Annotated in this window: 11 protein-coding genes; 6 read left to right on the forward strand and 5 right to left on the reverse strand. The window is 65.5% G+C overall.

Annotation, left to right across the window (positions count from 1 at the left end; translation table 11 throughout):
- Positions 1-567: 567 nt before the first annotated feature.
- The 4 genes from Y887_RS06705 to Y887_RS06720 form a co-directional block, all read right to left on the reverse strand.
- Positions 568-1761, reverse strand: coding sequence for an argininosuccinate synthase (locus Y887_RS06705; RefSeq protein ID WP_046963605.1), 1194 nt, complete (start codon positions 1759-1761; stop codon positions 568-570).
- A 31-nt stretch (positions 1762-1792) separates the two neighbouring features.
- The gene (locus Y887_RS06710) at positions 1793-2263 is read right to left on the reverse strand and encodes an OsmC family protein (RefSeq protein WP_046963606.1); all 471 of its coding nucleotides are present in this window, start codon (positions 2261-2263) and stop codon (positions 1793-1795) included.
- Positions 2260-3279 carry an N-acetylornithine carbamoyltransferase gene (locus tag Y887_RS06715; protein WP_046963607.1) on the reverse strand — a complete coding sequence of 340 codons (1020 nt, stop codon included), beginning with the start codon at positions 3277-3279 and terminating at the stop codon, positions 2260-2262. The genes Y887_RS06710 and Y887_RS06715 overlap by 4 nt, the downstream gene beginning before the upstream one ends.
- A gap of 309 nt (positions 3280-3588) precedes the next feature.
- Entirely contained in the window at positions 3589-4101 is a 513-nt protein-coding gene (locus Y887_RS06720; protein ID WP_046963608.1) for a hypothetical protein, read from the reverse strand.
- A 156-nt stretch (positions 4102-4257) separates the two neighbouring features.
- Here Y887_RS06720 and cysS point away from each other — a divergent pair, with 156 nt between their 5' ends.
- The 3 genes from cysS to Y887_RS06735 all read left to right on the forward strand — a co-directional run bounded on the left by cysS (position 4258) and on the right by Y887_RS06735 (position 7668).
- Positions 4258-5673 (forward strand): cysteine--tRNA ligase, encoded by a 1416-nt coding sequence (gene cysS / locus Y887_RS06725; RefSeq protein ID WP_046963609.1) that lies wholly within the window; start codon positions 4258-4260, stop codon positions 5671-5673.
- Between the two features lie 310 nt (positions 5674-5983).
- The gene (locus Y887_RS06730; protein ID WP_046963610.1) at positions 5984-6421 is read left to right on the forward strand and encodes a SufE family protein; all 438 of its coding nucleotides are present in this window, start codon (positions 5984-5986) and stop codon (positions 6419-6421) included.
- A complete protein-coding gene (locus Y887_RS06735) occupies positions 6418-7668 on the forward strand; it encodes an MFS transporter (protein ID WP_046963611.1) in 1251 nt (416 codons plus the stop codon). The genes Y887_RS06730 and Y887_RS06735 overlap by 4 nt, the downstream gene beginning before the upstream one ends.
- 543 nt (positions 7669-8211) lie before the next feature.
- Here the strand turns inward: Y887_RS06735 and dksA are convergent.
- The gene (gene dksA / locus Y887_RS18740; RefSeq protein WP_084725954.1) at positions 8212-9237 is read right to left on the reverse strand and encodes an RNA polymerase-binding protein DksA; all 1026 of its coding nucleotides are present in this window, start codon (positions 9235-9237) and stop codon (positions 8212-8214) included.
- 84 nt (positions 9238-9321) lie between these two features.
- Here dksA and yidD point away from each other — a divergent pair, with 84 nt between their 5' ends.
- Genes yidD through Y887_RS06760 form a run of 3 tightly spaced genes read left to right on the forward strand, consistent with a single transcriptional unit; the run spans position 9322 to position 11806 of the window.
- Entirely contained in the window at positions 9322-9621 is a 300-nt protein-coding gene (yidD, locus tag Y887_RS06750; RefSeq protein WP_046963613.1) for a membrane protein insertion efficiency factor YidD, read from the forward strand.
- Positions 9618-10967, forward strand: a complete 1350-nt coding sequence (locus Y887_RS06755) for a dihydroorotase (protein WP_046963614.1) — start codon at positions 9618-9620, stop codon at positions 10965-10967. The genes yidD and Y887_RS06755 overlap by 4 nt, the downstream gene beginning before the upstream one ends.
- Positions 10967-11806, forward strand: a complete 840-nt coding sequence (locus Y887_RS06760) for a M23 family metallopeptidase (protein WP_046963615.1) — start codon at positions 10967-10969, stop codon at positions 11804-11806. Before Y887_RS06755 ends, Y887_RS06760 begins: the two co-directional genes overlap by 1 nt.
- Positions 11807-12288: the final 482 nt, after the last annotated feature.

A 12288-nucleotide genomic window follows, 5' to 3' on the forward strand; every position in this document is an offset into this window, starting at 1 on the left:
CTTCTTGATTGCGTCAGGCACCGTGTGGTTTTGTCGTTCTAACGCCAGCTGACCCTTCCCCCGCCTGCGGGGGAAGGTGCCCGACAGGGCGGATGGGGGCATGCAGCTCGTCGCCCTCATCCGGCGCCGTGCGCCACCTTCTCCCGCACGCGGGAGAAGGAAGATGCGTCAGTGTGTTGTCGAGCAGTGGTCATTAATCGCGTCTTATTGCGTCGGCAGCGTGTGGGTGGACTTCTTGATTGCGTCAGGCACCGTGTGGTTTTGTCGTCCTAACGCCAGCTGACCCTTCCCCCGCCTGCGGGGGAAGGAAGATGCGTCAGTGTGTTGTCGAGCAGTGGTCATTAATCGCGTCTTATTGCGTCGCCAGCGTGTGGGTGGATTTTTTGATTGCGTCAGGCAGCGTGTAGTTTTGTCGTTCTAACGCCAGCTGACCCTTCCCCCGCCTGCGGGGGAAGGTGCCCGACAGGGCGGATGGGGGCATGCGGCTCGGCGCCCTCATCCGGCGCTATGCGCCACCTTCTCCCGCCTGCGGGAGAAGGGAGATGCGGGCTGCCTGCGCAGGTCACCTCAGCGGTTGACCTGCGCGTACAGCGTCGAGCTCATGCCGAACAGCTTGATGAAGCCTTCCGCCTCCTCCACGCCCCAGTCGGCCGACTGCGCGTAGGTCGCGCCCTTGGTGTTGAGCAGGTGCGGCGAGCGCACCGCCACCGCATCGACGCGGCCGCCGCGGGTTTCCAGCGTCACTTCGCCGTTGACCTTGGCCTGCGAGGACTTCAGGAACGCCTCGATGTCGGTCTTGAGCGGGTCGTGATAGAAGCCTTCGTACACCAGCTCCACCCACTTGCGCGCCACGTCCGGCTTGAAGCGGTTCTGCTGCTTGGTCAGCACCGCATCTTCCAGCGCACGGTGCGCGGTGAGCAGCGAGATCAGGCCCGGCGCCTCGAACACGATGCGGCCCTTCAGGCCGATCACGGTGTCGCCGGTGTACACGCCACGGCCCACGCCGTACTGGGCAAACAAGGTATTGAGCTTGGCCAGGATCTTGGCGCCCGGCAGCGCCTTGCCGTCCAGCTCCACCGCCTCGCCTTCGACGAACTTCAAGGTCACCGTCAACGCTTCGGTCGGCCACGCACTGCGCGGTGCACACCAGCCACGCGCACCTTCGCCCGGCGCTTCCCACCGGTCGATTTCGCCGCCGGACATGGTCAGGCCCAGCAGGTTCTCGTTGATGGTGTAGGCCTGCTGCTTGGCGCGCACGCCGAAGCCGCGCGCTTCCAGATACTTCTGCTCGTAGGCGCGGGTCTGGGTGTGTTCCTTCTGGATCTCGCGGATCGGCGCGACGATCTGGTAATCGCCCAGCGCCTTCACCGCCAGGTCGAAACGCACCTGGTCGTTCCCCATGCCGGTGCAGCCGTGCGCAATGATGCGCGTGCCCAGCTCTTCGGCGCGCTTGAGCGCGGCATCGACGATCAGATAACGGTCCGACACCAGCAACGGGTACTGGCCCTGGTAGCCCTCGCCCGCCCACACGAACGGCTTGACGAAGCCTTCCCAGATCGCCGGGCCACCATCGACGGTGACATGGCTGGCCGCGCCCAACTCGGCGGCGCGCTTCTCGATGAAGTCACGCTCCTCGGCATCCACACCGCCGGTGTCGGCAAACACGGTATGCACCGCATAACCACGCTCCTGCAGATACGGAATGCAGAAGCTGGTGTCGAGGCCACCGGAGAAAGCGAGAACGATATCTTTGCTGCTCATGACGAAGATCCTGGGGAAGGGAAAAGAAAACTCACTCGGCGACCACGATGCGCGGTTCGCAGCGCACCGGAAAGTTGACCGAACGGGCGATGAAACAGGCTACGTGCGCGGCGTGATGCAGCGCCTCGGCGGTGGCCGGATCACCGGCGGAAATCGTGACGAGAGGATGCAGCACCACCTCGCTGAATTGACCGCCGCCAGCCTCGGTCACCATCGTGCCGGCGGCATCGTCGACGTAGCCGCGCACCACGACGCCGGCCTCGGCGGCCAGGTGCAGATACCACAGCATGTGGCAGGCCGACAGCGAGGCCACCAGCAGGTCTTCGGGGTTGTGCCGCGCGGCGTCGCCACGGAACGCAGGGTCCGCCGAACCGGCCAGGGTCGGCTTGCCGGCAATGGCGACCTCGTGATCGCGACCGTAGCTGCGGTAGTCGCGGGTACCTTCGCCGCGGTCGCCGGTCCAGACCACCTGCGCCGCGTAGCGATGGAGATGCCCGCTCATGCCCGGCCCTGCCCTGCGAGCGCGGCCATGATCGCCTTCTGCACGTGCAGGCGATTCTCGGCTTCATCGATGGCGATGCAGTTGGGCGAATCCATGACCGCATCGGTGGCCTTGACGTTACGACGCAGCGGCAGGCAATGCGAGAACACGCCGTTGTTGGTCAGCGCCATCTTGCGTTCGTCGACGATGAAGTGCTGGTACTGGTCGCGGATCGGCTTTTCCGGTTCCCAGTTGCCGAAAAACGGCAACGCGCCCCAGCTCTTGGCATACACCACGTCGGCACCAGCGTAAGCGCTGTCGATATCGTGGCTCACCTGCAGCGAGCCGCCGCTTTCGGCCACGTTCTGCGCCGCCCAGTCCATGTAGCGCGGATCCAGGATGTAGTCCGGCGTCGGGCACAGCAGGGTCACGTCCATGCCCATGCGGGTCGCGATGGTGAGCGCGGAATTGGCCACCGCGGTGTTGAGCGGCTTGGGGTGATAGGTCCAGGTCAGCACGTACTTCTTGCCGCGCAGATCCGGCGTACCGAAGTGTTCCTGCAAGGCCATCGCATGTGCCAGCTCCTGGCACGGGTGGGTGATGGTCTCCATGTTGATCACCGGCACCGGCGAATACCTGGCAAAGCTCTTGAGCACCTGATCTTCGCGGTCCTTGGACCAGTCGACGAACTTGGGAAATGCGCGCACGCCGATCAGGTCGACATACCGACCGAGCACGCGCGCCACTTCGGCGATGTGCTCTTCGGTGTCGCCGTCCATCACCGTGCCCAGGTTGAACTCGATCGGCCAGGCGTCCTTGCCCGGCTGCAGCACCACCGCATGCCCACCCAATTGGAATGCGCCCAGCTCGAAGCTGGTGCGGGTGCGCATGGACGGGTTGAAAAACACCAGCGCGATCGACTTGCCCTTCAGCTCGCTTCCCAGCTTGTTGCGTTTGAACAACGCGGCCTGGGTCAACAGCGCGTCCAGTTCGGCGCGGCTCCAGTCCTGGGTGTTCAAGAAGTGCTTCAGTGACATCGATCGATCCTTTGCTGCGTGCTTCTGCTGCGTGGTCCGCCAGGAGCGACGGGGTGCGCGACATGCGCGTTTCTTGCGGTTGAAACTTTCGTGACGCCAAAACGAAAAAACCCAGCCTGTGGGCTGGGTCTTCAGAACGGACAGCAAAACGCCCCGGTTACCCAGCGAAAATGTGGGATTCCGGTCGGCGGGCACGCGAGGTCATGCCGGAGGCCATCCGGGCGGCGCTGGTGTCGTGCTGAAAGGGGATTGCTTGCATAGGGCGCGAATCCTCGCATGCATGCGGGCACGGCGCAACCGCCCTGCGCCTCAGCGCGGCGGTGCGACGATGGCGTCGGGAATGTACGGGGTCACCGAGACCCGGATGCGCAGCCGGTTGCCCGGATCTTCCGGCAGCCGCGAGCGGTACTTGGTGCCCTTGTAGACGTAGTCCACATCGAAGGCGATCGGGCGCCGGAACTCGCGCGGCACTTCCACGACCTTGCAATTGCGGCGGGGGCTGGTGGGCGGCACTGCCGCCGGCGTCGCCGGTTCGGGCCGACGCGAGAACATTTCCTTGACCGAATCCACCATGCGGTTGATGCGACCCTCGTCTTCGACAGCCGGCACCGGTACCGGCGTCGCCTGTTCGGCCTCGCACTGTTCTTCGATGCGGGTGGCGCGCAGGGTCTGATAGACCGGCTCGACATTGAGCACCTGCGCGTAATCCAGCTTGACGTTTTCGATGACGACGACCCGATTTTTGACATCGGGCTCTGCCGCATGTGCCGACAATGCCTGCCAGGCCAGCACACACAGCGTGGGGAACAGAAGAAGTCGCATCAGGACCGAAGTGGCGAAGCCAGGCAATACGTAAGTGTATGGAGCTTGCGATCTCCGGGGCTGAACGCAGCCCATCCGTTCGCCGGTGTCGGCGTGCCGGTTCGCCATCCTGCCGCAAGGGGCTAGAATCGCGCGGTTACCCTTTTCCAGATGCCGATGAGCCTGCGCCTGCACAACAACCTGACGCGGCGGGTCGAACCGTTCGCGCCGCTCGATCCGTCCTGCCCCACCCTGTATGTGTGCGGTCCCACCGTCTATAACTACGCGCATATCGGCAACGCCCGCGGCCCGGTGGTGTTCGACGTGCTGGCCGCGCTGTTGCGGCGGCGCTATGGCGCGCTGCGCTACGCACGCAACATCACCGACGTGGACGACAAGATCAACGCTGCCGCGCAGGCGCAGGGCGTGCCGATCTCCACCATCACCGACCGCTTCGCCGCGATCTATCGCCAGGACATGGCCGCGCTCGGCGTGGTGCCGCCGGACATCGAGCCGGAAGCCACCGCGCATATCCCGCAGATCGTGGCGATGATCGAGCAGCTGATCGAAGCCGGCCATGCCTATGCCGCCGAAGGCCATGTGCTGTTTGCGGTGGCCAGTTTCGACGGCTACGGCAAGCTGTCGCGTCGCGACCCCGACGAAATGCTGGCCGGTGCACGCGTGGACGTGGCGCCATACAAACGCGACCCCGGCGACTTCGTGCTGTGGAAGCCATCGACCGACGACCTGCCCGGCTGGGACTCACCGTGGGGTCGCGGCCGCCCCGGCTGGCATATCGAATGCTCGGCGATGGCCGCCGCGCACCTGGGCCCGACCATCGACATCCATGCCGGCGGCGTGGACCTGCAGTTCCCGCATCACGAAAACGAAATCGCGCAAAGCGAGTGCGCGCATGGCGGCGCCACCTTCGCCCGCTTCTGGCTGCATAACGGCATGCTCAACTTCAGCGGCGCCAAGATGAGCAAGTCGCTGGGCAACATCGAGACCGTGCACGACCTGATCGCCAAGCACCCGCCTGAAGCGCTACGGCTTGCGCTATTGAGCGCGCATTACCGGCAGCCGCTGGATTGGTCCGATGCGCTGATCGAAGATCAGGTCAAGCGGCTCGACGGCTTGTACGGGCCCTTGCGCAGCCTCAGCGCGATCGAAGCGCAGCCCACGATTCCCGAACAGATCGAAGACGCACTCAGCGACGACCTCAACACACCGCTGGCGCTGGCGGTGCTGGCAAAGCTTGCCAAGGATGCGAACCGGGCACTGCTGGAGTTTGCACCGGCCGGCAGCCCAAGCGAGGCGCTCAGCGCGGAGAATCTTGCAGCATTGCAACGTGCCAAGGCCGAGCTCCTTGGGGCCGGAATGGCATTGGGCCTGCTGCAACAGGACCCGGCCACCTGGTTCTCGCGCGGCACCGATGCCGGCGACGATGCACGCATCACTGCCCTGGTCGAAGAGCGCAGTACGGCGAAGAAGGCCAGGGATTTCGCCCGCGCCGACGCCATCCGCGAGCAGCTCGCCGACGAAGGCATCGTGCTCGAAGACACCCCGCAAGGTGTGCGCTGGAAGCGCAGCTGACCGCTTGCCTGCGTCCGTCAGATTCCTTCTCCCGCACGCGGGAGAAGGTGCCCCGAAGGGGCGGATGAGGGTACGGGCGAAGCCACATGCATCGTTTTTGAGGTTAAGAGCGAACCCACCCTCATCGAATGACAGCGAAGCTTCGCCCGTACCCTCACCCCAACCCCCGCTCCGCGCCCCGGCCCGCGCTGGCGGCGCGGGCGCCCCAAGGCACGCGCGCCAATGGCGCGCAAACCGCGCCCTCTCGCCCCGGAGGAGAGGGGCTTTGACCGAACGCCCCTGGATTTTTGCGAACGATTCTGGATTTTTTATGACCACCACCCCCTTCCCGCTAGAACCCACCGCCATCGAAGCGCAAGCCGCCATCGCCGAGGAGTTCTCCTTCTTTGGCGACTGGTCCGAGCGCTACCAGTACCTGATCGACCTGGGTCGCAAGCTGCCCACCTTCCCGGAACAGTGGAAGACCGAAGAACACCGCCTGCATGGCTGCCAGTCGATGGTGTGGATCGTGCCGGAAGGCAATGCGCAGCGGCTGGACTTCCATGCCGTCAGCGATTCGGCCATCGTGTCCGGGCTGATCTATCTGGCACTGCGCGTGTACTCCGGGCGTAGCGCACAGGAAATCCTGGCCACCGAACCGGACTACATCGCCGGCATTGGCCTGGCCAAGCACCTGTCGCCAACGCGCAGCAACGGGGTGGCGGCCATGCTGGCGTTCATCCGTGAAACGGCCCGCGCACAACAGTGAGCACGCCGACGCCCTCGCCCACCGACTCGCTGCGCACGCTGTTCGCCCATCCTGGCTTCGGCCTGGTGTTGCTGTACCGCGTCGCGGCAATGCTGTCGTATCAGGTCGTGGCGGTCACGGTCGGTTGGCACATCTATGAGATCACGCGCAATCCGCTCTCGCTCGGGCTGATCGGCCTTGCCGAAATCCTGCCGTTCTTCTGCATCGCGCCGTTTGCCGGCTATCTGGTCGACCATCTGCCACGCAGGCGCCTGGGCATGGTCGCAGTGCTGGGGCTGGTGACCACTGCCCTGCTGTTGATGGCAGTCGCGCAGGGCTGGCTACCTGTCCAGGGCGTATGGCCGATCTACGCCGCCATCGCATTGACCGGCGCCGCGCGCTCGTTCCTGTCGCCGGTCTACAACGCCTTGTTCGCGCGTGCATTGCCGCGCGAAGCGTTCGCACGCGGCGCCAGCATCGGCAGCGTCACCTTCCAGGCCGGCATGGTGATCGGCCCGGCGCTTGGCGGCGTGCTGGTCGGCTGGGGCGGCAAGGGGCTGGCCTATGGCGTGGCCGCCGGCGTGGCGTTGGTGGCGATCCTGGCCCTGGCGCTGCTGCGCGTCAGCGAGCCGGTCAACGCCGGCCCGCGGGCGCCGATCTTCCGCAGCATCGCCGAAGGTGCGCAGTTCGTGCTCTCCAACCAGATCATGCTGGGCGCGATGGCGTTGGACATGTTTTCGGTGTTGCTGGGCGGCGCTGTCTCGATGTTGCCCGCCTTCATCCAGGAAATCCTGCATTACGGCCCCGAAGGCCTGGGCATCCTGCGCGGTGCGCCGGCGCTGGGCTCGATCGTGGTCGGCGTGTGGCTGGCGCGGCACCCGCTGCAGCGCAATGCCGGGCGCATCCTGATGCTGTCGGTGGCCGGCTTCGGGCTGTGCACCATCGCCTTCGGCCTGTCGCGGCACTTCTGGCTGTCGGCAGCGATCCTGCTGGTCTACGGCATGTGCGACGGCGTGTCGGTGGTGGTGCGGCAGACCATCCTGCAGCTCGCCACACCGGACGCGATGCGTGGACGGGTATCGTCGATCAACGGCATCTTCATCGGCTCGTCCAACGAGCTGGGCGCGTTCTACGACGGCGTCATGGCACGGCTGGTCGGGCTGGTGCCGGCGGTCGTCATCGGCGGCTGCGTCACCCTGGGCGTGGTGGCGACCACGGCCTGGAAGGCCCCGCGGCTACGCAAACTGGATTTACGCGACCTGCAGTAAGCGCAGCTGACAAGACGACTGCGCACTGCAAAACAGGCGAGGCGCAGTCGGTGCCGGGCGCGGTAGTGGATATCGCGTGCGCGCGGGTGATGTGATGAGCGCAGCGGCCAAGGCCGCCCATGACTGCCCGCCACGTGTTGTCAGACGCCCAGCCGAGTCTGGCGAGGCCACCCGATTGCAGATCCCGCCGGAGCCCGTGACGACTGCTCCATGCGCGTTATCGGACGCTCCGATCCAAGCCAGACGAGGCAACGGTTGCACATGCTGCCGTTGCCTATGACCAATGCCCAATGCCCGTTACGTGTTGTCAGACGCGCAAGCCAAGCCTGGCGAGGGTCGGCCGCAGATGACGCCAGTCCCCACGCCGCTTGCGCGCGCTCGCGTTGCGACAGTCGATGCAACAGCATCAAGCGGCCCGCACGACGCGCTGTGACCTTGCGCCCTGCAACGACGGGCCAAAAAACGGCCTGCGGCATCCCACCGCCACACACAAAAAAGCCCCCGCACATGGCGGGGGCTTTTGATGCGAACGGACGACGACGATCAGTCGCCCTGCTGCTTCTGCAGGTGCTCCCAACGCTCCTGGGCGTCGATGGTGCGCTCGGCAGTCAGACGCGCGTCCAGGCGGTCCAGGCCGATTTCTTCGCCGGTATCCACGCAGTAGCCGTAGTCGCCGTCTTCCAGACGCTTGAGCGTGCTGTCGATCTTGGAGATCAGCTTGCGGGCGCGGTCACGGGCGCGCAGTTCCAGCGAATTCTCGGTCTCGCGCGTGGCGCGCTCGGCTTCGTCGCCGATATCGCGGACTTCTTCGCGCAGGTTTTCGATGGTCTGCTTGGATTCCTCGACCATCTCGTTGCGCCAGCTCTGCAGACGCTGACGGAAGTATTCCTGCTGCAGCTTGCTCATGTACTCCTCGTCCGCCGAAGGCTTGTAGCCCTGCGGGAGGATCGGACGACCGGTGGTCTCGTCGATCTTGTAGTCGACCACCTTGTACTTGGTCTTGGGCGTCGGGCTGGAGGACTTGGCAGTCACGGCCACTGCCACCTTGCCGACCGGACGGGTCGCGGCGGGCTTGGCGGGGGCTTCGGTTTTGGTTGGCGTTTTTGCGGAAGATTTCGAAACGGGCACGGGATTCTTAAGTGACGGGGTCGCAGGCTTTGCCGGCTTCGCAGGGACGGCCTTGGGGGCCGGTGCGGGCGCGGGCTTCTCAGCCTTGACCGGGACTGACTTGGCCGGAACCGGCTTGGCGGCCGGCTTCGGTACGGACTTGGACGCCACCGGCTTGGCAGCCGGTTTGGCGGCAGCCGGAGCTGCCTTGCTCGCCGCCGGCTTGGCAGCGGTCTTGGCGACAGGTTTCACGGGCTTGGTCGCTGCGGTCTTGGAGGCCGCCGCCGGCTTGGCAACGGTCTTGGTCGCAGCTGCCTTCTTGGCAACCGGTTGCTTGGGAGCCGGAGTCGCCTTCTTGGCGGCCGGTTTTGCAGCAGCGGGCGCCGCTGCCTTCTTCGCAGCGGGTTTGGCGGACTTCTTGGCGGCCTCTACGGCCTTTTTTGCAGGTTTTTTAGCAGCCACGAAACGCTCTTCCTTGGTTCCCCCGGGGCCCGGGAAAGCGGGCCTTTATAACGTACCCCGCGGACCCCCGGCAACCACCTATTAATGCAACTGGCATATGATTGGCAAGTGATCGGACGCCTGCTCATCGCGCTGTTGCGCTTCTACAAGCTGTTCATCAGCCCGCTGCTCGGGCCGCGCTGCCGTTTTGCGCCCAGTTGCTCGGAGTATGCGATGACCGCCATTGGCCGCTTCGGCCCGCTACGCGGGAGCTGGCTGGCCGCGCGCAGGCTGGGCCGCTGCCATCCCTTCCATCCGGGCGGCTTCGATCCGGTGCCGGATGCACCCGCCTCCGCTCCCTCTCCCCCCTCTTCTTCCTGCAGTTGCAAAGGACCTCATCCATGAGCCGAACCGTCATCGTCAATGCCCGCCTGGTCAATGAAGGCAAGGAGTTCGACGCCGATCTCCTGATCGAGGGCGGCCGCATCGCCAAGATCGACAGCAAGATCACGCCTGCCGCCGGCGACACCGTGGTGGACGCTGCCGGGCGCTGGGTGCTGCCGGGCATGATCGACGACCAGGTGCACTTCCGCGAGCCGGGCCTGACCCACAAGGGCGATATCGCGACCGAATCGGGCGCAGCGGTGGCTGGCGGCCTGACCAGCTTCATGGACATGCCCAACACCAATCCGCCGACCCTGAACGCCGCTGCGCTGCAGGCCAAGTACGATGCGGCCGCCGGGCGCGCTTGGGCCAACTACGGCTTCTACATGGGCGCCAGCAACGACAACCTGGCTCACATCCAGTCGCTGGACCCCAAGACCGCACCGGGCATCAAGGTGTTCATGGGCGCCTCTACCGGCAACATGCTGGTGGATGACCCGGAAACGCTGGACGCCATCTTCCGCGACGCGCCCACGCCGATCATCACCCACTGCGAAGACACCCCGACCATCGATGCGACGATGGCGCAGTACAAGGAAAAATACGGCGATGCGCTGACCCCGGAGATGCATCCGGACATCCGTTCACGCGAAGCCTGTCTGAAGTCGTCGCAACTGGCGGTGTCGCTGGCGCGCAAGCACAACACCCGCCTGCATGTGCTGCACATCTCCACCGCCGACGAGCTGTCGTTGTTCGAATCCGGCCCACTGGTGGATGCCGACGGCAAGCTGCGCAAGCGCATCACCGCCGAGACCTGTATCCACTTCCTGCGCTTCGACCGCAGCGATTACGCGCGGCTGGGCAATCTGATCAAGTGCAATCCTGCGATCAAGAACGCCGAAGATCGCCTGGCACTGATCGATGCGCTGGCCGAAGACGTCATCGACGTGCTGGCCACCGACCACGCCCCGCACACCTGGGAAGAAAAGCAGAAGCCCTATGCGCAGGCGCCATCGGGCCTGCCGCTGGTGCAGTACGCGCTGGTCGCCGCGCTGGAGCTGGTGCATGAGGGCAAGCTGCCGATCACCCGCATCGTGCAGAAGTTCGCGCATGCGCCGGCGCAGCTGTTCGATGTGGAAGAGCGCGGCTTTCTGCGCGAAGGCTACTTCGCCGATCTGGTGATGATCGACAACACCCCGTTCACCGTGAAGCGCGAGCAGGTGCTGTCCAAATGCGGCTGGTCGCCGTTCGAAGGCACCACCTTCCGTTCGCGCATCGCCGCGACCTGGGTCAACGGCCAGCAGGTGTGGGATGGCGAACGGCTGGTCGGCAGCGCCGCCGGCCAGCGCCTGACCTTCGACCGCTGATGCGCGCAGCCTTCCTGGGTGCATGGCTGGCGCTGGCGCCGGCCATCACGAGTGCGGGTGCGGTGCAGGCGCAGGCCACAAGCGAGGCTGGCGTGGTGTTCCCGGCCAGCGCGTCGCAAGGGGCGATGGTGATCGGCAAGGTGCCTGCCGGCAGCAACGTGCAGTATGCGGGGCGCAGCTTGCGTGTCAGCGGCTACGGCAGCGTGGTGTTCGGCATTGGCCGCGATGCCACCGGCCCGCTGCAGGTGCGCATTACCTTGCCCGATGGCACCCAGCGCACCAGCAGCATCGCAGTGACGCCACGCGACTGGCCGACCGAGCGGGTCAATGGCGTGCCACCCAAGACGGTGAACCCGCCTGCCGCCATTGCCGAGCGCATCAAACGCGAGCAGGCGCAAGTCACCGCCGCGCGCGATCGCGACGATGCACGCACCGATTTTGCGCAGCCCTTCATCTGGCCGGTGCAGGGCCGTATCAGCGGCCGGTTCGGCAATGCGCGCGTGTACAACGGCCAACCGGGCGCGGGACACTCGGGCATGGACATCGCCGTGCCGACCGGCACGCCGGTCAAGGCGCCGGCGGCCGGCGTGGTCACCTTTGCCGCGCCGGATCTGTATCTGACCGGCGGCACGCTGCTGCTCGATCACGGCTTTGGCGTCAGCTCCAATTTCCTGCACCTGTCGCGGATCGACGTCAAAGTGGGCGATCGGGTGGAACAAGGCCAGGTGATTGCCGCGGTGGGAGCGACCGGGCGCGCAACCGGACCGCATCTGCATTGGGGAATGAACTGGTTCGATGTGCGCATCGACCCCTTGCTGGTGCTTGAGCGGGGAAAGTAGGCCTACTGATCTGCTGACTCGTGGAACGCTGGCGCGCAGCGGCGCGGCAATCATGCCGGCAACCAACGATCTCTGCGGCGCGGTTCGATGTGCGCATCGACCCCTTGCTGGTGCTTGAGCGCGGAAAGTGGGTGCAGTTGGGCGGCTTTTCCCTTCTCCCTCCGGGAGAAGGTGCCCGTAGGGCGGATGAGGGTGCGGCGGCGGCTGGTTAACTGAGCAACCGTACCCTCACCCCAACCCCTCTCCCAGGGGGAGAGGGGCGTTCGCTTGTCGGCAGCGAAGCGTGTCCTCGACTATTCCGCGCACTTGTTGATTGATCGAATGCGTGTCCTATCGGCGTGTGCCGATGCCAGAGCCTGCGCAATAAGCGTTCAACCCTCGCGCGCTCACAGCTACTCGTGGACACCTCCCTTCTCCCCACCGGGAGAAGGTGGCGCGTAGCGCCGGATGAGGGTGCGGCGTCGGCTGGTTAACTGAGCAAC

Origin of the sequence: Xanthomonas pisi DSM 18956 (assembly GCF_001010415.1) — a bacterium.
Classification (GTDB): domain Bacteria; phylum Pseudomonadota; class Gammaproteobacteria; order Xanthomonadales; family Xanthomonadaceae; genus Xanthomonas; species Xanthomonas pisi.